Here is a 25400-nt window from a genome sequence, read left to right as displayed (position 1 = left end):
TCTTGGCGAGGCCGGCCTTGTTCTTGTTGTACATGGCATTGATCGACTTGATCACCTTGCCCTTGATCAGAACAGGACGATAGTCCGGCTGATTGGAGACGAGAGCTACAAGGTTGTCGATACCGATATCAATGGAAAATGCACGACGCATGTCAAGCAAGGTGGTGGGGGTAGCCTCCTTTTCATAGCCGACTTCAATGCAGAACGATGTGCCCAGTGGAACGATTCGGATGTCGGTGACAACCGCCTTGTCCGCCTTTTCGTTGAACGCTTGATGCTGACAAACCGTGGTCTTGACCGGCTGGAAGCCAACTGCCTTGGCGCCGCTCAAGTGGATCATGCCGTCGACTATTTTATAGCCATTGCGATTGACGACATAGGTGCGTGCGCCCTTCGAGTAACCGGGAATTCTCGGGCGTGCCTTGTACTTGTGGGGGTTGATCTTGAAATCGTCTTTCGCCGCGAGCCAGCTTTTCCAGGCATCGCCGACTATCTGCGTCATCCGCTGAGACCCCGCCGAAGGGAGCAATTGATAAACGTCCTTGTGCTCTTTCTTCAGCCGCTTGTCGGCCTGGCTGGCACTGATCGGTGTCTCGGCGAACAGCGCCTGGCGCATGTGAAAGAGCGTGGCGTTCGCCACTTTTCTCGCGGCGGAACAATACCGATGGCAGGCCAGGTAGTTGGCGTGACCAGGGCGGATCATGATGCGTTCGACGCGACGGACAGGCATGGATTGCTCCCCTGTGACGATTGAACTAACATTAGTGGCAAAGGAGATTAGTGTCAATGTCAAAGACTAAGTCAAGATCACACCCACATTGTGTTTTTAATCTAAAATGCCATTTAGTGTTAGTGACCGCTTATCGGCGAGAGGTGATTACATCGGCGATCATGGAGGACCTGGAAATACACATCCGCCGCGTTTGCGAGATGTCCGACGTGGGGGTGCTGGAATTTTCGGGTGAAACGGATCATGTCCATATCCTGCTGGAACTTCACCCCTCCGTCATGCCAGCCAAGCTGGTCAACAGCATCAAGACCGTGACGAGCCGGCGGATCAGGAAAGACCATTGGGAAACCATCAAGACACAGCTCTGGGGCGGGCGCTTCTGGTCCCGGTCGTACTGCATGCTCAGCGTGGGCGATGGTGCGAACACGGAGATCATCAAGCGCTACATCCAGAACCAGACCAGGCCGTCCTGACGGACGGCGCGCTATCCATCCACGCCCAATGCGTGGCTTGGACGTGGAATTCCGCGCGAAATGTTAAAAGAGTCGATGATCATCCAGGGAGTGTCAACGTTACTGTCAACCTGAAAGCAATAAAGGCTATGCTGTAATCAAGCTAGTTTGTATGCGTGACTTTTCGTTTCACGCCTTTTTGTCAGATATCGAGTTGTTAGTTATCGAGGAGCCTCGACAGTGGCCGATATTAACCAAGTCATCGCTTTCTACGATCAACGCATGCTGGACCATGAGCCGAATATCGAAGCCGATTTTCTGAACGAGCGCATGGATCGACGCATCCGACTACTACTTTCCGGGCTCGGCGTGCCCTGGAAATATCCGGAACATCCCGGACGCTTGACTGCCATTCTCAACCTGCTGAACAGTGAACCGGTTCCGGGGCTCTGCTTTGAAGGTGGCCGTGCAGCCACACGCGAACAACTGGCCCGCGTACACACTACATCTTATCTACACGACATCTTCCAATTACGCGGAACCAATACATGGCTAGATGTCGATACCACAGCGGTATCCCCCGGCAGTATCGAGGCCGCCGAAGTTGCGGCCGGCACCGCCATTGCAGCCGTTGAAGCTGTGGTACAGGGGCGTACACGCAGCGCCTTCGCTCTGACAAGACCACCGGGACACCATGCCGAACCGGTTCGAGCCCGCGGCTTTTGCCTATTCAATAATGTCGCGGTGGCCGCTGCACACGCCAAGGAAGCGCTGGATTGCAAGCGCGTCTTGATCGTGGACTGGGATGCTCATCACGGCAACGGTACCCAGGAAATTTTCTGGGCCGACCCGGATGTCATGTTCTTCGACATTCATCGTGCGGCCCCCTTCTATCCCGGCTCCGGGCGGCTTGAAGATATCGGCGCCGGCCTGGGCGAAGGTACGACCATCAACGTACCCCTGCCGGCAGGGTCCGGAGATCAGGCGTATCTCAAAGCCTTCCACGAAATATTGACCCCAGCGGCTGAGGCGTTTCAACCGGATCTGATACTGGTATCTGCCGGCTTTGACCCCCATTGGCACGACCTGGCACTGAACGTTTCCTATGAAGGCTTCGGGGCGATGACCGGTATTCTGCAACAATTGGCTCAACGCCATTGCGATGGTCGCCTGGTATTTGTTCTTGAAGGAGGCTACAACCTGGAATCGCTGGCGAAAGGCACAAGAGCGGTGCTTTCGGTACTTGCCGGCCAAACTCCGCCCGAACCCGGCATTAGCGGCGTGGCGGAAGTCGAAACCGCTGCGGCCTTCCATCGCGATGCTTTCATCAGCCCCGAGACACCGGCGCCTCCTGAGAAGCCCGCCCACTGAGAGTCCAAGATAAATGTACTGCGAAAGGATGGGATTTCTCGCGTATGAAAAGATTACTGATAGTGGCTCATGCGCCCTCTCTCAACACCCTGAAACTGCGCGAGGCTGCGGAGCGTGGGGCGAGCCACCCGGATATCGAGGCAATGGAGGTCATCGTCAAGCCGCCGCTGGAAGCCGGACCGGAGGATGTGATGGCCTGCGATGCAATCCTTCTCGGCACCCCCGAAAACCTCGGCTACATGAGCGGGGCATTGAAAGACTTTTTCGACCGGGTCTTCTACCCAGTTCTGGAGGAAAAACAAGGCTTGCCATGCGCGCTCTACATTCGTGCAGGTCGTGATGGCACCGGCACCCAACGGGCGGTGCAAAGTATCGTCACTGGCTTGCGCTGGAAGTGGGCTCAAGAACCGTTGATCCTGCGCGGTGAATGGCAGGAAAGCTTCGTGGAGGAAGTCGAGGAGTTGGGGCTATATCTGGCGGCGGGCTTGGAAAGCGGGATTTTCTAAATAGCCAAGAAAGCCAGCCTCCCCGTGAGATTAACCCCGGGCAGGCTGGTCGATTGGCAAGGTGTTTATCGTACGCTGGGTTATTTCAAGCGTTCAAACACCGTAGCGACCCCTTGGCCCATACCGATACACATGGTGGCCAGCCCTAAGGTGGTATCACGCTGCTGCATCACATTGAGCAAGGTGGTGCAGATGCGCGAACCAGAACAGCCCAACGGATGACCCAAGGCAATCGCGCCGCCATTGAGATTGACCTTGTCGTCCAGTGCATCCAGGAAGCCGAGGTCCTTGAGTACCGGAATCCCTTGAGCGGCAAAGGCTTCGTTGAGTTCGACGGTCTGGATATCATCGCTGGTCAAACCGGCTGCCTTGAGCGCCTTCTTGGAGGCCGGCACCGGGCCGTAGCCCATGATGGAAGCATCACAGCCTGCCACGCCGGTGGAAAGCACCCGCGCAATCGGCTCCAGACCCAACGCTTGAGCGCGCTCGTAGCTCATCACCGCCATGCCCGAGGCGCCTACGGAAAGTGCCGAGGAGGTGCCGGCGGTCACGGTACCGTTACGGGGGTCGAACACCGGCTTGAGGTTAGCCATGGATTCCAGGCTGGAATCAGGCCGAATGACTTCGTCCTGCTTGAACATGACCTTGTAGCCACGCTGGTCATGCCCTTCGACCCCAATGATCTCGTTATCGAAGTAGCCTTTTTCCATCGCCGCCTGCGCCCGCTGATGGGAGCGAACACCGAACTTGTCCTGTTCCTCCCGCGAGACGCCGTTCATCTTGCCCAGCAACTCAGCGGTAAGGCCCATCATCATCGCAGCCTTGGCAACATGCTTGCTGGCCGAGGGGTTGATGTCCACGCCGTGCATCATGGAGACATGTTCCATATGCTCGACGCCGCCGATGATATAGAAATCGCCCATGCCCGCCTTGATATTGGCAGCGGCAATATGCAATGCACTCATCGAGGAGCCACACAGGCGGTTGACCGTTTGTGCCGGCACGCTATGCGGAATGCCGGTCATGATCGCGGCGTTACGCGCGATGTTATAGCCTTGCTCGAGGGTCTGGTTGACACAGCCCCAAATCACATCGTCGACTTCGGACGGGTCGAGATTGGGATTGCGTGTAAACAGCGACTGCATGACGGCCGCAGACAGGTTTTCCGCGCGCACATTACGGAAAGCGCCGTTTTTAGCTTTTGCCATGGCGGTACGGACACAATCGACCACCACGATATCTCTGGGATTCAAACTCATCTTTGCTTTCTCCTGGTCGCGGTGGATTAGGCGGAATAAAAACGTTCGCCGGAATCGGCCATCTGGCGCAACTTATCGGTCGGCGCATAGAGCGGGCCGAGTTCTTCGGCCAGGCTCTCGGCCAGCTTGACGAACTCGGCAATCCCCAACGCATCGATATAGCGCAGAGCACCACCGCGGAACGGCGGGAAGCCGATGCCATAGATCAAGGCCATATCCGCTTCCGCCGGGGAATCAACGATTCCGTCTTCCAGGCAGCGCACAGTCTCCAGACATAGCGGCACCATCATCCGGGCGATGATGTCATCATCGGAGAATTCCTTTTCCGCTTTCACGACCTGCTTGACCAGGGCGTTGGCCGCGTCATCGCTGACCTTTTTCGGCTTACCCTTCTTGTCTTCCTCGTAGGCGTAGAAACCCTTGGCGTTCTTCTGCCCCAGGCGCTCGTTATCGACCATGATTTGGATAATGGTCTTGTCATCGCGCGACATGCGCTCCGGAAAGCCTTCGGCCATTACCTCACCGGCATGCATGGCGATATCCATGCCCACCACATCCAGTAAATAAGCCGGGCCCATGGGCCAGCCGAACTTTTCCATCACCTTATCGACACGCTGGAAATCAGCCCCTTGCTCGACCAGCAGGTTGAAGCCGCCGAAATAAGGAAACAACACTCGATTGACCAAAAATCCCGGGCAGTCGTTGACCACAATGGGGGTTTTACCCATGGCGCGGGCGTACGCCACGGTAGCGGCGACGGCCGCATCAGAGGTCTTTTCGCCACGGATCACTTCCACCAGCGGCATGCGGTGTACCGGATTGAAGAAGTGCATGCCACAGAAATTTTCAGGCCGCTTCAGGTTTTCCGCCAGCCGAGTGATTGAAATGGTCGAGGTATTGGAGGTCAGAATAGCGCTTTCCTTGACCTGGCCTTCCACTTCGCTCAGCACATTCCCCTTGACCTTGGGATTCTCGACCACGGCTTCGATGATCAGGTCGACATCGCCGAAATCGCCATAGGAAAGCGTGGGCCGAATACTGGAAAGCTGTTCGGCCATCTTCTGGGGTGTGAGTTTCTTGCGCTCGACCTGCTTGGTGAATAGCTTACGGGCTTCCTTCAATCCAGCTTCCAGCGCCTCTTCCTTGATATCCTTCATCAAGATCGGCGTCCCCTTGGAAGCGCTCTGGTAAGCAATGCCGCCGCCCATGGTGCCTGCCCCCAACACCCCGGTCAGGGCGAGGGACTGGGCCTGTTTCTCGTATTTTCCCGCCTTCTTCTTGACCAACTGATCGCTCATGAACAGGCCGACCAGATTGAAGGCCACATCGCTCAGCGCCAGCTTGGCAAAGGCTTTAGCTTCGATCGCCTGAGCGCGGCTGCGTTGTTCCCCGGCGCCCTTCTGGATTACCTTGATCGCTTCGACTGGTGCCGGGTAATGCGGGCCTGCCTTACCTGCCACATACCCTTTGGCGGTCTCGAACGCCATCATCTGTTCGATGGGGTTAAGCTTGAGAGGCTGCTTCTTCTCGTCACGGCGGGTTTGGTAGTCGAGTTCGCCGCTATCGGCACGCGCCAGAATGTCGAGTGCCGCGGCTTCCAACTGGTCAGCAGGCACCACTGCATCCACAGCACCCATCTTCAGCGCTGCGGGTGCCTTATTTTCGATACCACCGGCAATCCACTCGATGGCATTATCAGCCCCAATCAGTCTCGGCAGGCGTACGCATCCGCCCCAGCCCGGCAGGATACCTAATTTGGTTTCCGGCAGACCGATCTTGGCGGATTCACTCATCACGCGAAAATCGGTGGTCAGCACCACTTCACAACCACCACCCAGCGCCAAGCCGTTGATAGCCGTCACGGTGGGAAATGGAAGGTCTTCGATCGCGTTGAAAATATCATGAACCTTGAGGTTCATTTCGACCAGGTAGTCTTCACCCTTGTCGAACAGACCATGGAATTCGGTGATATCGGCGCCCACGATAAACACGTCCTTGGCGCTTGCGATTACCAAGCCCTTGAGGCTCTTTTCATCTTGCAGCGCTTGCACCGCTTCGCCCAGCTCTGCCACCACTGCGCTTGAGAGCTTGTTGATCGACTCATTTTTCAAGTCGAAGGTGAGCGTGGCGATATCATCGCTACTGTTTCCAGCACCACGAGCCACCGTAATGGCATTACCTTGATAGATCATCCGCGATTCTCCACAAATTCATACTGGCCACACATTCATACGGTCGTTTGATTAAGATAGCTTGGTCGAGACGAGCAAGAACGTCAAGCCCTGAAATGGACCTAATCGACAAAACATCTTGTATTAGCTCACCTCAGAAAGCGTTCGGGCTGTTAGGATCACTTTTCACTTCAAACAAGGCGTTGGTCAATCATGCTCGTTTCCCCCAACGTCACCCCGCTTCAGCGTTTCCAACAGGGTGTCGAATGGTTCGTTCAACACCTTAAGCCATGGCGCTGGTTATGGCCGCCCATGGCCTTTTGTGCAGGTTTAGGCAGTTTTTTTCTGGTGGATCGCCAGCAATGGCTGGGAGCCATCCTGGCATTAGGCCTACTGCTTACCTGGGTGCTGCTGCTGCTGGAAAGTATGATCAGGCGCTTTCTGGTTCGCCGGGGGCATGCGAGCCTGCCGCAAGGAATAACCGCGTTTATCAGTCAGATGGTTCATCAGGAAACGTTGTTTTTTACTTTACCGTTCGTGCTGGTCACCACGGTATGGAGCAGCGGCCAGGTAGTGTTCACTCTAATGGTGGCGGGCATGGCGTTGCTTTCCATCCTTGATCCACTGTATTTTCGCCTCGCCGGGCGCTTTCGCAGCCTTTATTTTGTCTTTCATGCCCACTGCGTGTTTCTGGTGGTGCTGGTAACGCTACCGATAATGTTTCAGCTGAGTACCGGGCTGAGCCTGAAACTGGCGTTGCTTGCCATGGTGACCGTTACCCTCCCCACCTTTCTTCAATTACTTAGAGACCGCTCTACTCTGCAGGGGGTGATACTTTTCTGTTTAACCCTGCTCTTGGCGGGAGGCGCCTGGATGGGGCGTATCTGGGTGCCACCTACCGGCCTATGGATAACCGCCAGTGCACTGTCACCCTCCTTTGATGTCGAACGGCGTGAACCACAGGGCAGCATCGTCCTGACGCCGGAAAATCTCAGTCAACACGGCTTGTATGTGTATAGCGCCATTCGTGCGCCACGTGGATTGAGTGAAACCATCATTCATGAATGGCGCCATGAAAATGCAGTGATCGACCGAGTGGAGCTGGTCATTGCCGGGGGACGAGAACAGGGATATCGTGCCTGGAGCCACAAGCAAAACTTTCCCGAAGCATCCGAAGGTGAATGGCGAGTCGATATCATGACCAATAGCGGCCAACGTATCGGGTTAGTAAGCTTTACCATTTCGGATGACTCCCAAAAAGCCACTGTCGCGGACGGCCAGATTAAGCGAACGGGGCTTAGCAAGCTGAACCTGAAGCATTTTGTTCCTGGCCAATCCTTCTCAGTGGACGACTAGTCAAGCCACGAAGGCTTACATGACACTTCCCGCACAGGGTTTTAGTGCTTTCATTGCGCTCGCTCACGATAAGCCTGGCGTATTTTCGGCACACTGACAGCTCCTGGAACTCGGCTTATAATGCCGCTGTCATTTTTTACCATTATTATTCGGCGTAACGTGACCTATGGCTTCAAACATCGGCTTCAGACTTGCTCGTCTTCCTCACCTTTGGCGCTCGATTCTCGATCGTCGACTGGCACCACTGGGGTTGACGCAAACTCGCTGGGTAACGCTGTACCATCTTGGACGCATGGGTGACGGCCAGCCTCAGTGTGAACTGGCGCGTGCCATCGGCGTGGAGGCCCCTTCACTGGTGCGAACCCTGAGCCAACTGGAAGCGCAGGGTTTGGTGCAGCGACGCAGCTGCGAACATGATCGCCGCACCAAGCGCGTGTATCTAACCGAAGCGGCCACACCGTTGCTCGAGCAGATTGACAGCGTGGCCGCAGAGGCACGCAAGGAGATGCTGGCGGGGCTGGCGGATGAGGATATCGAGCAACTGAACACTTGGCTTGCACGCATTGAAGAAAACGGCATGGCCATCCAAACCCGAGAAGCATCCTCCTGAAAGAAATGTTTTTTACCCGGAATTAATTCAAGTATCTAAAGGTTTGTCGGGGCTGGCGGGGCGGGGTTGGTCACTATGACCTGCCAGCGCATCCCGCAGCGCTTGAAAGTCGTCAAGATACTTCAGGAAACGCTCGGCCCCTTGCGATTCCCACCACCAAATCGTCAAGGCTGAGCGATTCGACTCGACGATAACGACATCCTGGGGCAAACGCTCCAGCAAGGCGACAAGATGTCGTTCCGCCTGCTCAGGCAAGGGGCGCAGCGGTGCAACACGCCAGCGCCAGCCAGGCAAATAAACCTCCAATGCTTCGCTGGCATGAGTCTCACGTACCAGGACAAAATCCGGGCCCGGCGCCTGCTCGGGATACTTCCAACAATAGGCAGGCATCGTACCTTTGAAGTCATGTAACGGCGGCTTTTCCATCTTGATGGTAACCCCATGTTGGCGCAGCGTATTGCGCAAATGCACCAGACGCTTCTGGCGGGGGCTGGGCTTGAGCCACATCACCGGCGCCGCAACCATCATCAAGATAAAAACGATGATGAACCATTCCATTTTATTTTCCCCATTGCCTTGGTAGCGTTTATCCAACGTTTTCTCTGGAATACGATAAAATCTGACGCAGGTCGTTGTTACATATCCTCAACACGCCTAAAGTAAAAGAAAACCTGAAGGAAAAGAAAGCTTTCAGCTAGTGTTCTACCTTCGTTCCCCTGAGGAGATGTGTCATGAGCTATCACCATATTCTGGTCGCAGTGGATCTGACCAAGGATTCTCATAAAGTGCTTGAACGTGCCATTGGTATCGCCGAGCGCAACGAGAACGCCAAGATTTCCATCATGCATACCTTGGAACCCTTGGGGTTCGCCTATGGCGGCGACATCCCCATGGACCTTACCAGCATCCAGGATCAACTGGATGACCATGCCAAGAAACGGTTAGCGGAAATCGCCGAGCCCCATATCCCCAGCCAGGATCAGCATGTCGTCGTGGGTATGCCGGACACCGAAATTCATCGATTCGCCGAGGAGCACGACGTGGACCTTATCGTCGTCGGCTCTCATGGCCGTCACGGTTTTGCTCTCCTGCTAGGCTCCACTTCCACTGGGGTACTTCACGGTGCCGAGTGTGACGTACTGGCCGTGCGAGTCGGCAAGAAAGGCGAAAAAAGCGAAGAGTAGCATTTCAGCCAGGTGATTCTTTACAGACTCGAAGGCGCCTGGCGGCGCCTTTTTGCTGTCAGGCTTTTCTCTTGATTAGGCGCCTTATCCCTTATTAGGCACCTTATTCACCCGCCGCCATTGCCTCCAGCTCCATCCAGCGCTCCATGACAGCTTCCAGCGCATTCTGGCTTTCACTCAGCTTTTGCAAGGTGATGGTTACCGTCTCGCTATCCTGCTGGTAAAACGCAGGGTCAGCAATGTTCTGCTCCATTGCCTGTATCTCGCCTTCCAGACGTTCAATCTCCAAAGGCAAACTATCCAGCTCACGCTGTAACTTGTAAGAAAGCTTGACGGCTTTTTTCGCCGGTGCCGCTGCCTGGGGTTTTTTGGCAGCAGGCTCTGGCACTGAGGTCGGCTCGGTATTCTGACGAGCGGCGCCTTCCCAAGGCGCGGGGGGTAATGTGCCGCCCTGACGCACCCAATCGGTGTAACCGCCCACGTATTCACGCACACAACCCTCACCCTCAAACGCCAGAATACTGGTCACGACGTTATCCATGAACGCCCGGTCGTGGGAAACCAGCAATAAAGTACCGTCGAAATCCAGTAGTAACTCTTCGAGCAGCTCCAGGGTTTCCATGTCCAGATCGTTGGTTGGCTCATCGAGTACCAGGACGTTGGCCGGCTGGGTAAACAGCTTGGCTAGCAACAAGCGGTTGGATTCACCACCGGACAGCGCCTTGACCGGCTGACGAACCCGCTCCGGGGTAAACAGAAAATCCTGCAGGTAACTCATTACGTGGCGATCCTTGCCCCCCACCGTGACCCTATCGCTGCCTTGAGCAACATTGTCGTAGACGGTCTTGTTCGGCTCCAGCCCCGCCCGCAGTTGATCGAAGTACGCCACCTTCAGGTTGGTACCCAGGCGCACTTCGCCTTCGGTGGGCTCCAGTTGGCCCAGAAGGATCTTGAGCAGCGTGGTCTTGCCCGCGCCATTGCGCCCCAGAAAGCCGATCCGGTCGCCGCGTTGAATTTCCAGGCTGAGATTGTCGATAATGGTTTCTTCGCCGAAGCGCTGAGTGACCCCCTTGAGTTCCACCACACGCTTGCCGGTGCGCTCACCGCTATCCACCACCAGATTAGCCTGGCCCTGGCGTTCACGGCGCTGACTACGTTCCATGCGCATCTGCTCAAGCTCCCGCACCCGGCCTTCGTTACGGGTACGCCGCGCCTTGACCCCTTGGCGAATCCAGACTTCTTCCTGGGCCAGTTTCTTGTCAAACAGCGCATGTTCCCGAGCCTCAACTTCCAGCTCGTGTTGCTTGCGCTCCTGATATTCGACATAACTGCCTGGATAGCGCCCCAGCTTGCCTCGATCAAGCTCAAGGATGTTGGTAGCCAGCTTGGACAGGAAGGTACGGTCGTGGGTGATCAACAACACCGCACCATTGAACGCCAATAATTGCTCTTCAAGCCAGGCGATGGTGTCCAAGTCCAAGTGGTTGGTGGGCTCATCCAGCAATAGCAGGTCCGGCTCGGCAACCAGAGCGCGGGCCAGTGCCACGCGACGCCGCCAGCCACCCGAAAGCGCGTTCATTTCAGCTTCAGGCGGCAATCCCAGACGGGTCAGGATAACGTCGATGCGCTGGTGAAACGACCAGCCGTCAATGGCTTCCAGACGAGTCTGCAGCGTCGCCATGCGGTTCATGTCCGGCTCATCCTGATGGATCAGATGATTGTACTCGGCCAATATCTCACCCGCCTCCGGCAAACCCTGGGCGACCACATCAAAGATGGTCATGCCGGATGACTCGGGTAGTTCCTGAGCCAGCACCCCGATCTTCAACCCGGGGGCTCGCCAGATCATGCCTTCGTCAGGCAGGATTTCGCCCGCCACCAACTTCAGCAAAGTGGATTTGCCGGTACCGTTGCGCCCGACTAGCCCCAGCCGCTCGCCCTTTTCCACCGTCAAGTCGGCGCGGTTTAGCAGTACATGGGTGCCATAGGCGAGTTGAAGCTGTTCCAGTCGTAGCAAGGTCACGCAGTATCCTCCCGGTTTTCAATGCGCATAGTGTAACGCATGCCGGGGCTCAGGTGGTGGGGTGTAAACCAGCGTGATAACGTCGAGGATAACGATAGCTTCCCCATATCCGCTCCGCCAACCACAAGAGACCTTCCAGTGACGGTTACGGTTTCCATGCATTTCGTCAATGAGCTGTTTCGAGGGTTACCCAGAACGCCTCAGACTCAGGTGACCTACCTGAAACGTGCGGGTATATCCCCATTTCTACTCGAAGCGCCTCATGGGCGAGTCACGGTGGAACAGTTCGCCAAGCTGTACCGTTTACTGGTGGAAGCGCTGGATGGTCAACTACCTCGCCCTAAAGGACGAGGCTTGTGAAAGCAANTTGTGAAAGCAAGCCCGGTTGACCAGGGAAAGCGGTAGCCAACCCGCTACGTTTGCAATAGGTCGTCAAGACCCACCGCCGAATGCTTCGCTCAGTTCGGCGCTCTGGAAGATCAGGATCACGCTGGTGAAAGGTAAAGCGCCGAAGGTTCTGGTCGCTACCGCAAGGTAGGAGCCGGTTGCAGACATTCCCGAGGGGAGACAGGTTGGAAGACCTGCGTCACCAGGCCCGTAAGGGTTCTATTGAAGAAGGAGATCGCATGGCGGTGTTCGTATTGGGAAAGAACAAGCAGCCGTTGATGCCGTGTAGCGAAAAACGCGCACGGCTATTGCTGGAACGTGGTCGGGCGGTGGTGGTGAACCTGACGCCTTTCGTGATCCGGTTGCGGGATCGGTGCCTGAGTGACTGCGCCTTGCAGCCGACGTTGCTGGGCATTGATCCGGGCAGCAAGGAAACCGGCCTGGCGCTGATGCGGCTGGAAAACAACGCAACGGAAGAAAAGGCACCGGCAACCCGCCATGTGCTTTGCCTGTTTCAGTTGGTGCATCGGGGCTTCCAGATTCGCCAAGCCTTGGAGCAACGTGCCGGTTTTCGCAGCCGTCGTCGCAGCAAGAATCTGCGTTATCGTCAGCCGCGTTTTGATAACCGCACGCGCAAGAAGGGCTGGCTACCACCCAGCCTGCAACACCGGGTCGATACCACCATGGCTTGGGTGGACAAACTGTGCCGCTGGGCACCGGTCACGCACCTGAGCATGGAGCTGGTGCGCTTCGATTTACAGACGATGGAAAACCCCGAGATTTCCGGGGTCGAGTACCAGCAAGGCACCTTGTTTGGCTATGAGGTGCGTGAATACCTGCTCGAAAAATGGGGGCGTGAGTGTGCCTATTGCGGCACCAGTGATACACCGCTGGAGATCGAGCATGTGGTAGCGAAATCTCGGGACGGCTCTAGCCGGGTGAGCAATTTGACCATCGCCTGCCATGAGTGCAACCAGGCCAAGGACAACCAGTGGCTTGTTAATTTCTTTGCTGCCGACAAGGGACTCAAGAAACGATTGAAGGCTAATGGCCTGTCGGCCACCGTTCGGCTTGAGCGCGTCCAGCGCCAGCTCAAGTTGCCACTGCGGGACGCCACTGCTGTCAACGCCACGCGCTGGACGCTGTTTGGCATCATGAAAGCCACTGGCCTGCCCGTCGCCGTGGGCAGTGGTGGTCGCACCAAGTACAACCGTCAGCGGCTGGGCATTCCCAAGACCCATGCCCTGGATGCCGCCTGCGTCGGCAAGTTCGATACCCTGAAAGGCTGGCGGGTACCCACCCTAGTCATCAAGGCCATGGGCCGTGGCAGCTACCAGCGCACGCGCCTCGACAAGTACGGCTTCCCACGGGGCTATTTGATGCGGCAGAAGCAAGTGCAGGGCTTTCAGACCGGCGATAGGGTCAGGGCGGTGGTGCCCAGCGGCAAGAAGGCCGGGACACATACAGGGCGCGTGGCGATTCGCAAGACCGGCAGTTTCAATATTCAGACCGAACAAGGCGCGGTCCAGGGTATTTCCTGGCGCCACTGCACTCTGCTGCAACGCGGTGATGGCTACGGCTACCACCCACTACCCACCATTCAACACTAAAGGAGGCGCGGACAGGGAACCCCGAGTCGTGCGGCGCACGACGCGCTATCCCTCCCGGCGCTAAAGCAACCGGGTTTCCCGCGCAAAACGATGAAGAAAAACTGCGACCCAGTCTCACCCGCACGACCTTCACCACTTCCTGAACCCGCCAATAGCCGTAGGCTGATCGCCCCGGGTACAATGAGTCCTCTGTTACCAACAGGAGTTTACCGTGGCCGAGCCGGCTGATTGTTTTGATGACGTATTGCCCGAAGCGCTACGATTTCGCGCGCCAGCTCCGCTTGTCGATATCGGCGCCAACCTGACTCACGAAAGCTTCACCCGAGACATGGACGCCGTGCTGCAGCGGGCCCGAGCAGCCAATGTGGGCACCTTGATCGTGACCGGCACCGACCTTGAGCATGCGGAACAGGCCATCGAGTTGGCGCGCCGCCATCCTGGGGTGTATGCCACCGCTGGCGTTCACCCACATGATGCCAGCCGCTGGGATAACAACATGGCACGCGCCATGGCGGCACTCTATACAGAGCCGGAAGTGGTGGCAGTTGGCGAGTGCGGGCTGGATTTCAACCGTAACTTTTCCTCTCCCGAGGCTCAGGAGCGGGCTTTTGAAGCACAGCTCGGGCTCGCTGCGGAAAGTGGCTTGCCGTTGTTCATCCATGAACGTGACGCCGGCAAACGCATGCATGACATCCTGCATGCTTGGCGCGACGACATTTCCCAGGCGGTGATTCATTGCTTCACCGCCGACAGGGAGACGCTTTACCGCTACCGGGACCTTGACCTGCATATCGGCCTGACCGGCTGGTTGTGTGATGAACGTCGCGGGCATCACTTACGCGAGCTGGTGAGCGATATTCCACTGGATCGATTGATGGTGGAAACCGATTGTCCTTACCTGCTACCGCGCAACTTGCCGGCAAAACTCAAGGGCCGACGTCACGAGCCCGCTCTGCTGCCCTGGATCGTGCACGAGATTGCCTACTGGCGCGACATCAGTGAACAGGCGCTGGCCGCCGCTACCACGCAAACCGCCACGGCTTTCTTTCGATTGCCTGTCATCAAGGAGCCTCAAAATGGCTGATTACCCGGGATTTATTGCCATTGAAACCGGTGACGAAAACGGCTTACCGATTGCCATTGCCTGGTCATTGCCCGATGGACGCATCAAGCACACCTTGATTCAACCCGATGACAGTTGGCTGGAAGGCGACATGAACGCCCTGGGCGGCTACAGTATGGAAGAGCTGGAGAGCCTCGGCGTCAGCCCGCTGGACGTGATCCGCGAGATGGAAAACGACCATTTCTCCGACACCCTCTACACCAGCGACAATTTTGAAGACGAAGTGGCACTGACACGCCTGTTCGATCTTTATGGAATAGATCCTTTTGTCGAGCTGGCGCCAGCTGAAACCCTTTATGCCGATATATCCCCAGGCGAATGGCAGCGTAGCCGAGGTGAAGTTTTCAGTGAACTCGGCCTTGAACCGATGCGTTCTGAACATGAAATTGAAGTCATGCTCAACCTCCATCAGCGGCTGGCAAAAGACCAATAGACGTCATCAATGCACAGCCAGGATACGTTTGCATTTGCACGTCGGAAAAACCTCTGCTAGCCAACAAGTAGGCTATGTTTTAAAGACATGGCTTTGGAGACCGCCCAGTCTTAACGACGCAGCCATTCTTGTTCAGGAGGTGACACATGACGGATTATGTTGAGAAGGGAGATATCTATTTCTTCTACCGACCCAAGGTCGATACCCAAACGGTCCGGAACCTAGACGATGTCCAGCGCCTGCACTTGGTACTGGCACCGGACGACGAAGATAGCGCCCGGCTGTTCATCGTGGGTAAAAAACGGCTGCCGGAAATCACCCATGGCAAGCCAAAATCCACCGCACGCGAGTGGATGATGAACGACATGACGGGTAAGCCAAAGGAAATCGGCGAGGCGCTGGCCCCGCTCGAATACCAGACCAAGACCCGCGGCGAGCAGGAACAGGGCGAGGCCATTCCTGCTGGCGAAGGACGCTACGTAATCTTTGTGCGTGACAGCAGCTCGCGGCTGGCCTACCGACTTTCCAACCCGGACAAACCCGGCAAGGCGCAGGCGGAGCTAGGCATCCTTGCCGAGGCGAGTTATATCATTTCGGTACGCAACCCTTCTCTCGATGTGCCCGGCTTTCCGGATTCCAAGCCTGACTACCCCAAGTGCCTTCAGGATAAGTTCGCCGACAAGCGCTGGATCGATGTCGATGATGGCAAGCTGCTCGACTACGAGAGTACTCAGTTGCTGCTCATCGGCGCGCATGACGAACTGAGCGAGGAGCAGGTATCTATCAGCGGCAAGGCAGCCCTGTTCGAGACCCTAGGGCTGAAGAAGCGCGACTGGCCCACCGAAGCACTGGAGGGCGGCACGCTCACGGAACCGCAGATGCAGCCAGAAGCCAAGCCACCCGAGGGCGATCGCAGCAAGGGCGGCAAGCGTGGCGGCAAGGCGGCCACTGATACGGCATCGGCAGCAGGCATTGCCAAGGCGCTCAAGGGGACCGATTTCCCCTGCAGCAAGGATGACTTAATCAAACAAGCCAAAGCTAATCATGCCGAGCACGACGTCGTCGAGGTACTGAACGACTTTCCCAGCCGGCAGTACGAGACGATGGCGGATGTCCAGAAAGCAGTTGGGGAGATACGCTGATGGCACAGTTCACTTGCGAGATATGCGGTGCCGAGTTCGAGCAGAAGTCCCGCTACGAGCGGCATATGCTGACCTCTCACCCCAAACAGGCAGTATCTGCCGCTGATATCGAGAAAGCCCTGAAAGGAGTTGAGTTTCCGAAAACACGCAGCGAGCTGATCGATACGCTGAGCGGCGATGAGCAGGAAGTGCGCGCCATCATTAAGCAGCTACCGGACGATGAGTATCGCGACGCCGCCGAAGTCGCGCGTGCTTTTGGCGAGTTGCGCACCCACGAGAAGGCACCCGACAACCAGCCAAGCAAGACCGGCGGCGAGCGTGCCATGCAGGCGCCCTCTGCGGCGCGCTTCGCCAGCCTGTTCTCGGGCATGCGCTTTCCGGCCGATCGTCAACAGCTCATGGACCACGCACGCTCGGGCGCCAGTGAGCAGGAAATGCAGACGCTGAAGCAGTTCGGCGACCACAGCTATCACAGCATGGCTGATGTCACCAAGGAGTTGGAAAAGGTGAAGTGAAGGCTAATACTTTGAGCGCCAGATCAGAAGGCGAGCTCTATCGGGTCAAAGGAGAACTCGCCCTACCTTGCGATCTGCAGTATACCGTCGATGTACCAGCCCACTTCCCCGTACGAGGGGACACGCATACCCGCCTCTGATAGAAATCTCAACATAGTCGCGTACGCAGCAGCCTATCAAGCCCTTGAGCGATTGCGGTTTCACGCGCCAGCCCCTGTTGATAGTAAGCGTTCAAGGCATCACGAAAGACTTTGGCGCGAAGGGGCAAGCCTTCACGTTCATAGCGCTCTACGCGAGCCATGACGCGCTTCTGAAAGCCGTCACGATCCACTTGCGTATCGCCGCCTAGATTATCGACGCTGACATGAAAAGGCCGTCCGCAAGCTTGGGTAAACAGGTACTCTAATGCCTGAGGAGCAATCTCGGCGTTCTCAAAAGCGATTTGCTGTTCAGCATCACGTCCGTCCGGCAAATACCAGTAGCCGTAATCTTCGAGCTTACGGCGGTGTTTCCCGGCAATGCACCAGTGACTGATTTCATGCAGGGCACTGGCGTAAAAGCCACGAGCGAAAATCACCTGATGATAGGTATGGCCGTCATCTGCTGGCCGATAAAGCGGCTCCTCTGCACCGCGTATCAGCCGAGTGTTGAAGCGCTCGGCAAACAAGCCGTCGAACAATGCAACAAGGTCTGTCAGTGACCAACGAATTTCCTGATAACTCACCCTACCTCTCTTAGATCAACAGTCTGTCACAAGGATTGTATTAGCGGTGAAACAACAAAGCTAAACGTCATTATACTCGGCACAATCAGCGGGAATAAGGGGCAAACAAGCATAGAAAAATACCTCCTGCTAATATGAGCCTGCTTTGTCAGGTCATCACACCATTCTGGAGAGATTGTTTGGGCTCATTTTTTGGCGATTTACGCGCTAACCGCAGGCGCGAGACATACTCGTTAATACAGCTGGCACTACCGATTTGCGGAGCACAGCTCGCCCAGGCGGGCATGAGTGTGGTGGATGTAATGATGACCGGACGCCAAAGTGCCACGGCTTTGGCAGCTGTCTCGGTAGGCTCAAGCCTGTGGATGCCTTTGATGTTGTTCATGACCGGTACATTGATGGGGCTTACTCCGATCGTTGCGCACTTTCTCGGCGGACAACGTACCGCTAACGTGCGCCCTGCCGTGCAACAGGCCTTATGGGTCGCACTGGCCATGGGCATTGTCTCCGCCGTTATATTATGGCAAGCGGTCATGCCAATATTTCACTTGATGAACGTTCCTCTTCAAGTGGCGGAGCAGTCGGCGGCTTATCTGGCAGCAGTGGCGTTCGGCATGCCGGGCATCGCCCTGTTTCAGGCGCTTCGTGCCTTTTCAGACGGCATGAACCATACGCGTCCGGCACTATGGATCAGCTTAGTGGGTTTGGCAGTCAACATTCCCAGTAATTATGTGCTGATTTACGGAGGGGACGGATTAACCGCTCTGTTTGGCGACGTCCTGCCAGCCAACCTAGAAGCACTTCCCGCCCTCGGCGCTTTGGGTTGCGGGATCGCCACCGCGTTCTCCATGTGGATGATGGCTATCACCATGGCGCTGTATACCAGTAAAAGCCACGCCTACGGCGATGTTTCCTTGTGGCGACGTTTCAGCCTTCCGCATTGGGCAAGTATGCGTGAGCTTCTGACGGTGGGGGTTCCCATCGGGGTATCAATTTTCGTCGAGGTCACTCTGTTCACCTTGATCGCCTTGTTCATTGCCAGCCTGGGCGAAGTCACGGTTGCCGCCCATCAAGTGGCCCTGAACTACACTACGATTCTATTCATGCTCCCCATGTCATTGAGCATGGCATTGACGGTAAGGGTGGGTAATACATTGGGGCAAGCGCGCCCGAACATGGCACGCCTGGTAGCCTGGAACGGTATCTTGATCAGCTTGGTAGTAGCGGCATTGAACAGTACCTTGCTATGGTTAACCGCCGAGCCAGTGATTGAGCTTTACACCAATAATGACGAAGTTAAGACCATGGCATTGTCACTGATCGCCTTGGCTGTGCTGTATCAGGTTTCCGATTCTCTACAAGCCAATCTTGCGGGGGCCCTGCGTGGTTACAAGGACACGCGTATCGTGATGCTGATTACACTTTTTTCCTACTGGTTCGTGGGGCTTATGGGCGGCCATTGGCTGGGCATTCATGGCATCAACGGCCTATTCCTACCATTGGGCGTGCATGGTTACTGGATTGGATTGATCGCTGGGTTAAGCACAGCAGCCTTGCTGCTCGGCCTGCGTTTGCAGCACATCAGCCAACGAGCTATACGCTTATGAAGACTTCTGCGCTTGTTCTTTTCCGACGATACGCTGCGTTCGGCTTAGTCGCCATAGGAATGGGGTTATTAGCTGGATGTAGCGAGTCGGGTGCTGAAGTTCCTTGGGAGGCCTACCATCAACAATTGGTCGAGGACTTACAGGGCCCACCTCTGGAACGGCACACACCAAGCAACATCGGAGCATTTCCTTCACGGAAGGCACGTCTGTTTAGCATTGCCGAAACGCGAGAAAGCCTACCCAACGTCTATGCGTTGCGAGAGTGTCGTATCACTTCTCTGGTGGCCGCACGTAACAATCAACTGGGGCGCATGGCACCTCCCAGCCAGCGTTGGCTCTACGAGCGCGAACTATGGCAACGTCTCAGTGGTTGCTGGAATACAGCAATACCCGACACCTTGAGTGAAGAAGATCGCTCTCGCCTGCATCGTCTGACGCTACACAAGACACAACAACTTCCTTTGGTGAGCTGGAATACGCTGTTCGATTCCAGTGAATGGGAAGGCAGTTTCTCACGTGCCAGCCATGCCATCGACCCCGAAGAACTGGGAGCTACTTCCGCTCACCTGGAGGCTGTGACGTATTTGCACCGCATGATCCTGCATCAATTCGATCGCCAATGGGGGCAAGATTCATCCACCCTGGAGGGGCATTTGCAAACACTGCAACAACGCCCGCTCAGTGCAGAAATCATGCGTGCTCTGCTATTGGCAACGCAGCGCCTAGAGGAAGGCACCGATTACCTTGAACAACATGGCGATAAACACAGCACCTGCTTGACGTCCTGGGATGCGAGCGGGCTCGACTCCCTTGCCGAACATAGTCGGGAATGGCTGAAAGCAGTCAATACACTCTTCAACGCTCATCCTGTCACACCCCCCAAAGCCCTGAGGGATTACCGTCAACGCTGGCTTTCGCTGAATAGTGAATCGGCGCCTTGGGCGGCCTTTCAGCTGGCCCGCAAGCAGCATCAGGAAACACGCGCGCATTTCTCTCGCTGTCAATCACGAAATAAGTAACGGAGGGGACTTAACCTTATGCGCTGGCTGTGCTATTGGTGAATTATGCGGTAAGCGCATCTTAAGCATGCCTTGCCAATGTCATGGCCACGCAGCACCAGGAGGGAATCATGGGCGCATCCCCGTCACCCCGTTCTGCCCAGGTCATCGACCTGGAAACCATACGTCAGCGGCAGCATGCTCGAAAGCGCTTGGTACGCCTGGCGCCGGAGCTAGACGGGCTGGAGATGGTATATCAATTGAACGCCAGGCCTGACACTTGTTACGGCATGCCTATTCTTGCTTGGGGCCTGCGCGAAGATGGGGAAATCGTGGGTCTGGTTCCCTGGATGGAATCATTGACCCCCTGCCAGCAGCTCAATAACAATGAAGATGGGTGTTTCATTGGCTACCGCGACCCGGAAACTGAAGAAATATTCGATACGCCACCTGAGCACAAAATGCTGGAGCTCTCCGCCGCCGCTGATTACTTCGACTATGAAGAAGCCAGCGAAGTAACGCTGATTCAACAGCTCCCCGACACCTTGGGAACACATGCCTTGTGCATGAACCAACCCCAGACGCCGTGGCAAATCAAACCGGTGTATGGGTGGTGTCTCTATAGCGACGGTAGTATCGAGGCGCTTCTAGCCGATGACGCCCAGATAACCATGTCACCGGTCCTCTTGGGAGATGCCTGTCTCTATTGCGGAAGGTCCCGCCATCAGATGCTTTATTTCTTCCAACGGCATATTGCCAACCGCATCATGGAAGAAGATCCCGCAACATTGGATGCCTTGGCACTCATGGTGCTTGATGACCCTAGCGAATAAGACACAGCATCGGTGAGCCTAACCGCGACACGCCGACCGATCTTTGTCTTCCGGGCTGCACAATTTCATCCTAACCGGATAAAATACAAGTATTCATTGGCCAAGGCCTGCTGATATAGCAGGTCATGGCCTAAAAATTGGCAAAATTTGGGTACATCCCGCGTCGTAGCTGGATCCGTTGCCACCACCTTGAGCACCTGACCCGGCTGCATGTCACGTACTTTGCCATGCATCATCATGATCGGTTCTGGACAGTACAGGCCGGTAGTGTCTAGCAGCTCGTCATGAGCCGGTAGGGATTCCATGTTTTCAGCCATCGATTTCCTCGGTGTAGGGAGCTAGAAAAATGATAAAGATCATTATTGAACGCCGCATCATGCCCGGCCTGGAAGAAGAATACGAGCAAGCCGCCCGCGAAGCCATGCGCGTCTCTCTAGGTGCTCGCGGCTTCGTTGGGGGGGAAAGCCTGGTCGAGCGCGGCCGTAATGATCATCGGCTCATGATTACCAAATGGCGCGATATGCGCGCCTGGAAAGAATGGTATACCAGTGAAGCACGATCCATGGCGATGCAGCGCATTCTGCCATTGCTCACTGAAGAAGAATCCATTCGTATCTACGAAGCCAGTTACTGACATCCATCGCTCAACAACCGCATGAGATTACTCAAGCAAACGGACATGAACCGTCACTTCTTCTCGGTCATGATAGAGTTGCCGACACTGAATCTTGGCTCGTACGCCGGCACTTGCCATGGATGATTCAAGGTGAGTAAGGCAACGAGTCACTTCTTCCCAGCGTTTTTTCATGGGTAGTTTCAAATTAAACACAGCCTCACGGCACCAACGCCGTATCAGCCAGCGCTCTACCATGGCCAATACGCGTACCGGCTTGTCCACGATATCGCACACCAGCCAATCCAGTCGACGAGGCGGCTCCCAAGTAAAACCATCTTCGCGAAGATGTTCCACCTGACCACTAGCCATCAAGGATTTTTCCATCGGGCCATTGTCGATGGCATACACGTACATGCCACGCTGTACCAACTGCCAAGTCCAACCACCCGGCGCCGCCCCAAGGTCAGCTGCCTGCATGTGATCACCCAGGCGCAAGTCCCACTCATCACGTGGTACGAATTCATGCCAGGCTTCTTCAAGCTTAAGGGTCGAACGGCTAGGCGCTCGCGATGGAAAACGTAGCCGACGAATCCCACCAAGCAATTCACTGCGGTTTCCCGGAAATGTCATCCCTAATTGGACACAGTCTCCATCCAGCCAAAAAAGGTGCAGGCGTCGCCCCCCGGCTTTACGCCGCAAGGCACCACGCTTTTTCAAGGTGCTTTCTAAAGGTCGCGTTAAAGCTTTAATCAATCGCGAGAGCGACTTCCCTTCGTTGGTGTCAGGCGTTTCATGCCATACCTCTTCAAAACTCCAACCACTTTTTACGACCTGCTCGATAATCGGAGTAAGGCGGTCTTCACGAGACAGCATCAATGCCGGTAGCGCCACAAGACTTTGGCGAGCAAACACCAAGGAATCGAACGGAACTTCCCGATGCAGCACATTTACCGGCTCCCCTTCCGGCAATTCGAGGCTGACCCATCCATCCCCTTGGTGCATGGTACCGGAATAACCGACTTGCTCCGCCCGATGGGCAAGCTCAGCAGCAGCATCCGCTTCAAAGCCTGGGCGACAATACACTAACCACGTTGCTGGAACGGTTTGATTCACCTGCCACCTCATTTCCGCGTCGATCAGACGAACCGCTCAGCTCGCCATTTGTAGATGGGCGCTAATTGCGCGGGCACATCATAACATGTCCCTCTTGTGATTGACGGCATCTCAATTTCGTTTAAATATCGTTTAACAGCAATATTTAATATTAATAGCTGAAGGATTAAAGCATGCGCCTTTAGTCTTATTTAAACGATTTATCTCAACTATTACAGGAAACATGGGGTATGCATACACCACATAACAGCCGTTAAATAAGGGATATCAAATTTTCCCAGCACAAAAAATTATTTTAATTAAACTAAATGGTAAACAAGGCTATGCCCTACGTACACGACACTCTGACTCGTTTGAAACAAAGCAGCCCTGCGCAAAGTGAGTTTTATCAAGCGGCAGAAGAAGTTTTAGAGTGCTTACGCCCTGTTCTTGAGGGTAGTTCTTATTATCATGACCATGGCATCATTGAACGTATTGTCGAACCCGAGCGACAAATTATGTTCCGCATCTGCTGGACCGATGATGAGGGCAAAGTTCGTGTCAACAAAGGGTATCGCGTCCAGTTCAACTCAGCCCTCGGCCCGTACAAAGGCGGCTTGCGCTTTCACGCCAGCGTCACGTCAGGCACGATCAAATTTTTAGGTTTTGAACAAATCTTCAAGAATGCGCTGACTGGCCTACCTATCGGTGGCGGCAAAGGCGGCTCCGATTTTGACCCGAAGGGAAAGTCCGACGGCGAGATCATGCGCTTCTGCCAAGCCTTCATGACCGAGCTCTATCGTCACATCGGCCCCACAACTGACGTCCCTGCTGGCGACATTGGCGTTGGCGCACGTGAGATCGGTTACCTATACGGCCAGTACAAACGAATCACCGGCCGTTACGAAGGCGTACTCACCGGCAAAGGCCTAACCTGGGGTGGCTCTCTTGGACGCAAAGAGGCAACGGGCTATGGGGCCGTCTACTTCGCGCAGAACATGCTCGCAGAGCACGGCACAAGTCTCGAGGGCAAAACCTGTTTAGTATCAGGAGCAGGCAATGTAGCCATTTATACCATTGAAAAGCTTTATGAGCTGGGTGCCAAACCTATTACTTGCTCTGACTCTCGCGGCACTATCGTTGACCACACCGGCATTGACCTTGCGCTACTAAAGGAGCTGAAAGAAGTCAAGCGCGCTTCGCTTGAACAGTACCTGGAGCAGCATCCTCAGGCTAGTTACATCCCTGTATCAGAGTACCCGCAGGATGGGCATGCTGTATGGCGCCTTAAGGCTGATGCCGCCTTCCCGTGCGCCACTCAAAACGAGCTCACGGACGCCGATGCTGAGACTCTTTTAGGCAATGGCATCAATTGCATTAGCGAAGGCGCCAATATGCCCTCTACTGCGAATGCCGTGGATCGCTTTCTTGACGCTAGAATTGCCTATGGCCCTGGAAAAGCCGCAAATGCCGGGGGTGTTGCGACCAGCCAGCTGGAGATGGCCCAAAATAGCAGTATGGAACAGTGGCCGCTTGAAAAAGTGGATGAGAAGCTGAAGGCAATCATGACCAATATCCATCAGCAATGCGCGGAAACCGCTAAAGAATTTGGCAAGCCCACCAACTTAGTGCTTGGCGCTAATATTGCCGGGTTCCGAAGAGTGGCGGACGCCATGATTGAGCAAGGCATCACTTAATCGCCTTCTATCCCTGATTAGGGTACACTAAAAGTATAACAGTCCTTCCTGCTTGTTGGGGAGGACTGTTTTTATTGGTATGGAAAAACCGTCTATTTAACATTTATTAATCTTAAAAGCTTGAACTTTATATTCCAAGGAGAACAGCATGGGATATCGCCCGCCTATTCTTATTAATCGACTCGATGCCGAACGCTTACAGTGCTTGATTGATGAAGCCTCTGAAAAAGATTTGGCGGTAGCTGAGTTACTTGAAGTTGAACTCGCGCGGGGAGAAGTGGTTGACCCAAAAGATATCCCTGAAAACGTCGTCAGCATGAATAGCCAGCTACAATTCACAGACCTTATACGCGGTCGACAAATGATCAGGACGCTGGTCTATCCTCATGCCATGGACAAGGTAAAAGACGGGATTTCAGTCATGGCTCCTATCGGCGCAGGCCTCATCGGCCTTAAAGTCGGAGATATTATCGACTGGCCTTTGCCTAATAATGGTGAAGCTCGATTACGCATCGATGCTATCTTCTGGCAGCCTGAACGCGAAAAACAATTCCACCGCTAAGCATATCAATTGCCACTACCCCGCCGGTTATATCGCGGGGTATTTTTGCCTGTTTTCCGGGCAAAAAAAAATCCCCCGGGGCGATTAGCCTCGGGGGATTTTTTTCGAATAGGTGCCTGACGATGACCTACTCTCGCATGGGGAGACCCCACACTACCATCGGCGCGGAACGGTTTCACGACTGAGTTCGGCAAGGGATCAGGTGGTTCCCGGACGCTATGGTCGTCAGGCAAAACTTTAATGTCTATCATGCGGATGGCGCGTCGCCTGGGCGACGGGCTGATTGTCTGTTGTCCTGCGATCAGACCCCTTGGGTGTTATAGGGTCAAGCCTCACGGGCCATTAGTACACGTTAGCTCAACGCCTTGCAGCGCTTCCACACCGTGCCTATCAACCAGC

At 55.3% G+C, this 25400-nt stretch carries 27 protein-coding genes and 1 rRNA gene; 18 read left to right on the top strand and 10 right to left on the bottom strand.

Annotated features, from left to right (window positions below; all coding sequences use genetic code 11):
• Positions 1 to 730 (bottom strand): hypothetical protein (locus DU506_RS17580; RefSeq protein WP_220254439.1); only part of this gene is annotated, 730 nt, incomplete at its 3' end.
• 56 nt (positions 731 to 786) lie between these two features.
• Between DU506_RS17580 and tnpA the strand changes: the two genes are divergently transcribed.
• From tnpA to DU506_RS17565, 3 genes are all read left to right on the top strand, one after another.
• Complete coding sequence (gene tnpA, locus DU506_RS17575; RefSeq protein WP_114488181.1) at positions 787 to 1203, top strand: IS200/IS605 family transposase; 417 nt, start codon at positions 787 to 789, stop codon at positions 1201 to 1203.
• 219 nt (positions 1204 to 1422) lie between these two features.
• On the top strand, positions 1423 to 2553 hold the full coding sequence (locus DU506_RS17570) for a histone deacetylase family protein (protein ID WP_235825756.1): 1131 nt from the start codon (positions 1423 to 1425) through the stop codon (positions 2551 to 2553).
• A gap of 44 nt (positions 2554 to 2597) precedes the next feature.
• Positions 2598 to 3059 carry a flavodoxin family protein gene (locus DU506_RS17565; protein WP_114488180.1) on the top strand — a complete coding sequence of 154 codons (462 nt, stop codon included), beginning with the start codon at positions 2598 to 2600 and terminating at the stop codon, positions 3057 to 3059.
• A gap of 80 nt (positions 3060 to 3139) precedes the next feature.
• Here the strand turns inward: DU506_RS17565 and fadA are convergent, their stop codons facing one another.
• Together fadA and fadB are read right to left on the bottom strand one after the other, a co-directional pair.
• Positions 3140 to 4318: an acetyl-CoA C-acyltransferase FadA gene (gene fadA, locus DU506_RS17560; RefSeq protein WP_114488179.1), complete on the bottom strand. Its 1179-nt coding sequence runs from the start codon at positions 4316 to 4318 to the stop codon at positions 3140 to 3142.
• A gap of 26 nt (positions 4319 to 4344) precedes the next feature.
• The gene (fadB, locus tag DU506_RS17555; protein ID WP_114488178.1) at positions 4345 to 6510 is read right to left on the bottom strand and encodes a fatty acid oxidation complex subunit alpha FadB; all 2166 of its coding nucleotides are present in this window, start codon (positions 6508 to 6510) and stop codon (positions 4345 to 4347) included.
• Between the two features lie 192 nt (positions 6511 to 6702).
• Here fadB and DU506_RS17550 point away from each other — a divergent pair, with 192 nt between their 5' ends.
• Both DU506_RS17550 and slyA read left to right on the top strand, forming a co-directional pair.
• The gene (locus DU506_RS17550) at positions 6703 to 7845 is read left to right on the top strand and encodes a DUF5924 family protein (protein WP_114488177.1); all 1143 of its coding nucleotides are present in this window, start codon (positions 6703 to 6705) and stop codon (positions 7843 to 7845) included.
• Positions 7846 to 8011: 166 nt separating this feature from the next.
• Entirely contained in the window at positions 8012 to 8455 is a 444-nt protein-coding gene (gene slyA / locus DU506_RS17545) for a transcriptional regulator SlyA (protein ID WP_114488176.1), read from the top strand.
• A gap of 27 nt (positions 8456 to 8482) precedes the next feature.
• Here the strand turns inward: slyA and DU506_RS17540 are convergent, their stop codons facing one another.
• Positions 8483 to 9013 carry a preprotein translocase subunit YajC gene (locus tag DU506_RS17540; protein WP_114488183.1) on the bottom strand — a complete coding sequence of 177 codons (531 nt, stop codon included), beginning with the start codon at positions 9011 to 9013 and terminating at the stop codon, positions 8483 to 8485.
• Positions 9014 to 9186: 173 nt separating this feature from the next.
• Here DU506_RS17540 and DU506_RS17535 point away from each other — a divergent pair, with 173 nt between their 5' ends.
• Positions 9187 to 9639, top strand: a complete 453-nt coding sequence (locus DU506_RS17535; RefSeq protein ID WP_114488175.1) for a universal stress protein — start codon at positions 9187 to 9189, stop codon at positions 9637 to 9639.
• Between the two features lie 103 nt (positions 9640 to 9742).
• On the opposite strand, the gene DU506_RS17530 is transcribed toward DU506_RS17535, so the two are convergent.
• Entirely contained in the window at positions 9743 to 11662 is a 1920-nt protein-coding gene (locus DU506_RS17530; RefSeq protein WP_114488174.1) for an ATP-binding cassette domain-containing protein, read from the bottom strand.
• A gap of 138 nt (positions 11663 to 11800) precedes the next feature.
• On the opposite strand from DU506_RS17530, the gene DU506_RS17525 reads away from it, so the two are divergent.
• Positions 11801 to 12022: an AraC family transcriptional regulator gene (locus tag DU506_RS17525; RefSeq protein WP_235825753.1), complete on the top strand. Its 222-nt coding sequence runs from the start codon at positions 11801 to 11803 to the stop codon at positions 12020 to 12022.
• Between the two features lie 72 nt (positions 12023 to 12094).
• Here DU506_RS17525 and DU506_RS22585 read toward each other — a convergent pair whose 3' ends face one another.
• Entirely contained in the window at positions 12095 to 12217 is a 123-nt protein-coding gene (locus tag DU506_RS22585) for a hypothetical protein (RefSeq protein WP_268877339.1), read from the bottom strand.
• Between the two features lie 71 nt (positions 12218 to 12288).
• On the opposite strand from DU506_RS22585, the gene iscB reads away from it, so the two are divergent.
• The 5 genes from iscB (at position 12289) to DU506_RS17500 (ending at position 16872) form a co-directional block, all read left to right on the top strand.
• Positions 12289 to 13659: an RNA-guided endonuclease IscB gene (iscB, locus tag DU506_RS17520; RefSeq protein ID WP_114488173.1), complete on the top strand. Its 1371-nt coding sequence runs from the start codon at positions 12289 to 12291 to the stop codon at positions 13657 to 13659.
• A gap of 211 nt (positions 13660 to 13870) precedes the next feature.
• Complete coding sequence (locus DU506_RS17515) at positions 13871 to 14743, top strand: TatD family hydrolase (protein ID WP_114488172.1); 873 nt, start codon at positions 13871 to 13873, stop codon at positions 14741 to 14743.
• Positions 14736 to 15215 carry a hypothetical protein gene (locus tag DU506_RS17510; protein WP_114488171.1) on the top strand — a complete coding sequence of 160 codons (480 nt, stop codon included), beginning with the start codon at positions 14736 to 14738 and terminating at the stop codon, positions 15213 to 15215. Before DU506_RS17515 ends, DU506_RS17510 begins: the two co-directional genes overlap by 8 nt.
• Positions 15216 to 15361: 146 nt before the next feature.
• Positions 15362 to 16357 carry a DUF2795 domain-containing protein gene (locus DU506_RS22290; RefSeq protein ID WP_235825751.1) on the top strand — a complete coding sequence of 332 codons (996 nt, stop codon included), beginning with the start codon at positions 15362 to 15364 and terminating at the stop codon, positions 16355 to 16357.
• On the top strand, positions 16357 to 16872 hold the full coding sequence (locus DU506_RS17500; RefSeq protein WP_114488170.1) for a DUF2795 domain-containing protein: 516 nt from the start codon (positions 16357 to 16359) through the stop codon (positions 16870 to 16872). The genes DU506_RS22290 and DU506_RS17500 overlap by 1 nt, the downstream gene beginning before the upstream one ends.
• Positions 16873 to 17020: 148 nt before the next feature.
• Here DU506_RS17500 and DU506_RS17495 read toward each other — a convergent pair whose 3' ends face one another.
• Positions 17021 to 17596, bottom strand: coding sequence for an elongation factor P hydroxylase (locus DU506_RS17495; protein WP_114488169.1), 576 nt, complete (start codon positions 17594 to 17596; stop codon positions 17021 to 17023).
• 179 nt (positions 17597 to 17775) lie between these two features.
• On the opposite strand from DU506_RS17495, the gene DU506_RS17490 reads away from it, so the two are divergent.
• From DU506_RS17490 to DU506_RS17480, 3 genes are all read left to right on the top strand, one after another.
• Complete coding sequence (locus tag DU506_RS17490; protein WP_235825749.1) at positions 17776 to 19203, top strand: MATE family efflux transporter; 1428 nt, start codon at positions 17776 to 17778, stop codon at positions 19201 to 19203.
• A gap of 59 nt (positions 19204 to 19262) precedes the next feature.
• A complete protein-coding gene (locus DU506_RS17485; RefSeq protein WP_235825747.1) occupies positions 19263 to 20222 on the top strand; it encodes a DUF3080 family protein in 960 nt (319 codons plus the stop codon).
• Positions 20223 to 20332: 110 nt separating this feature from the next.
• Positions 20333 to 21034: a hypothetical protein gene (locus DU506_RS17480; protein WP_114488166.1), complete on the top strand. Its 702-nt coding sequence runs from the start codon at positions 20333 to 20335 to the stop codon at positions 21032 to 21034.
• 65 nt (positions 21035 to 21099) lie between these two features.
• Here the strand turns inward: DU506_RS17480 and tusA are convergent, their stop codons facing one another.
• Entirely contained in the window at positions 21100 to 21351 is a 252-nt protein-coding gene (gene tusA, locus DU506_RS17475; protein WP_114488165.1) for a sulfurtransferase TusA, read from the bottom strand.
• Positions 21352 to 21380: 29 nt separating this feature from the next.
• Here tusA and DU506_RS17470 point away from each other — a divergent pair, with 29 nt between their 5' ends.
• Positions 21381 to 21668, top strand: coding sequence for an antibiotic biosynthesis monooxygenase family protein (locus DU506_RS17470; RefSeq protein ID WP_114488164.1), 288 nt, complete (start codon positions 21381 to 21383; stop codon positions 21666 to 21668).
• Between the two features lie 27 nt (positions 21669 to 21695).
• On the opposite strand, the gene rlmM is transcribed toward DU506_RS17470, so the two are convergent.
• Positions 21696 to 22763, bottom strand: a complete 1068-nt coding sequence (gene rlmM, locus DU506_RS17465) for a 23S rRNA (cytidine(2498)-2'-O)-methyltransferase RlmM (RefSeq protein ID WP_415843710.1) — start codon at positions 22761 to 22763, stop codon at positions 21696 to 21698.
• Between the two features lie 323 nt (positions 22764 to 23086).
• On the opposite strand from rlmM, the gene gdhA reads away from it, so the two are divergent.
• A complete protein-coding gene (gene gdhA / locus DU506_RS17460) occupies positions 23087 to 24439 on the top strand; it encodes an NADP-specific glutamate dehydrogenase (RefSeq protein ID WP_114488162.1) in 1353 nt (450 codons plus the stop codon).
• Positions 24440 to 24587: 148 nt separating this feature from the next.
• A complete protein-coding gene (rnk, locus tag DU506_RS17455) occupies positions 24588 to 25001 on the top strand; it encodes a nucleoside diphosphate kinase regulator (protein ID WP_114488161.1) in 414 nt (137 codons plus the stop codon).
• 114 nt (positions 25002 to 25115) lie between these two features.
• On the opposite strand, the gene rrf is transcribed toward rnk, so the two are convergent.
• Positions 25116 to 25231 (bottom strand): 5S ribosomal RNA (gene rrf, locus DU506_RS17450).
• Positions 25232 to 25400 lie beyond the last annotated feature (169 nt).

This window comes from Vreelandella rituensis, assembly GCF_003336665.1.
In the GTDB taxonomy this organism is placed as follows: domain Bacteria; phylum Pseudomonadota; class Gammaproteobacteria; order Pseudomonadales; family Halomonadaceae; genus Vreelandella; species Vreelandella rituensis.
The sequence above is the reverse complement of the archived record's forward strand: the minus strand, read 5'-3'. Positions and strand labels throughout refer to the sequence as shown.

What these genes read in the sequence shown, in the direction of transcription:
- rnk (WP_114488161.1), top strand. Translation starts at nt 24,588, where the DNA reads ATGGGATATCGCCCGCCTATTCTTATTAATCGACTCGATGCCGAACGC.
- DU506_RS17565 (WP_114488180.1), top strand. Translation starts at nt 2,598, where the DNA reads ATGAAAAGATTACTGATAGTGGCTCATGCGCCCTCTCTCAACACCCTG.
- tusA (WP_114488165.1), bottom strand. Translation starts at nt 21,351, where the DNA reads ATGGCTGAAAACATGGAATCCCTACCGGCTCATGACGAGCTGCTAGAC.
- DU506_RS17480 (WP_114488166.1), top strand. Translation starts at nt 20,333, where the DNA reads ATGGGCGCATCCCCGTCACCCCGTTCTGCCCAGGTCATCGACCTGGAA.
- DU506_RS22290 (WP_235825751.1), top strand. Translation starts at nt 15,362, where the DNA reads ATGACGGATTATGTTGAGAAGGGAGATATCTATTTCTTCTACCGACCC.
- DU506_RS17535 (WP_114488175.1), top strand. Translation starts at nt 9,187, where the DNA reads ATGAGCTATCACCATATTCTGGTCGCAGTGGATCTGACCAAGGATTCT.
- DU506_RS22585 (WP_268877339.1), bottom strand. Translation starts at nt 12,217, where the DNA reads ATGTCTGCAACCGGCTCCTACCTTGCGGTAGCGACCAGAACCTTCGGC.
- fadB (WP_114488178.1), bottom strand. Translation starts at nt 6,510, where the DNA reads ATGATCTATCAAGGTAATGCCATTACGGTGGCTCGTGGTGCTGGAAAC.
- DU506_RS17510 (WP_114488171.1), top strand. Translation starts at nt 14,736, where the DNA reads ATGGCTGATTACCCGGGATTTATTGCCATTGAAACCGGTGACGAAAAC.
- gdhA (WP_114488162.1), top strand. Translation starts at nt 23,087, where the DNA reads ATGCCCTACGTACACGACACTCTGACTCGTTTGAAACAAAGCAGCCCT.
- DU506_RS17540 (WP_114488183.1), bottom strand. Translation starts at nt 9,013, where the DNA reads ATGGAATGGTTCATCATCGTTTTTATCTTGATGATGGTTGCGGCGCCG.
- slyA (WP_114488176.1), top strand. Translation starts at nt 8,012, where the DNA reads ATGGCTTCAAACATCGGCTTCAGACTTGCTCGTCTTCCTCACCTTTGG.
- DU506_RS17485 (WP_235825747.1), top strand. Translation starts at nt 19,263, where the DNA reads ATGGGGTTATTAGCTGGATGTAGCGAGTCGGGTGCTGAAGTTCCTTGG.
- DU506_RS17470 (WP_114488164.1), top strand. Translation starts at nt 21,381, where the DNA reads ATGATAAAGATCATTATTGAACGCCGCATCATGCCCGGCCTGGAAGAA.
- iscB (WP_114488173.1), top strand. Translation starts at nt 12,289, where the DNA reads ATGGCGGTGTTCGTATTGGGAAAGAACAAGCAGCCGTTGATGCCGTGT.
- fadA (WP_114488179.1), bottom strand. Translation starts at nt 4,318, where the DNA reads ATGAGTTTGAATCCCAGAGATATCGTGGTGGTCGATTGTGTCCGTACC.
- DU506_RS17500 (WP_114488170.1), top strand. Translation starts at nt 16,357, where the DNA reads ATGGCACAGTTCACTTGCGAGATATGCGGTGCCGAGTTCGAGCAGAAG.
- DU506_RS17550 (WP_114488177.1), top strand. Translation starts at nt 6,703, where the DNA reads ATGCTCGTTTCCCCCAACGTCACCCCGCTTCAGCGTTTCCAACAGGGT.
- tnpA (WP_114488181.1), top strand. Translation starts at nt 787, where the DNA reads ATGTCAAAGACTAAGTCAAGATCACACCCACATTGTGTTTTTAATCTA.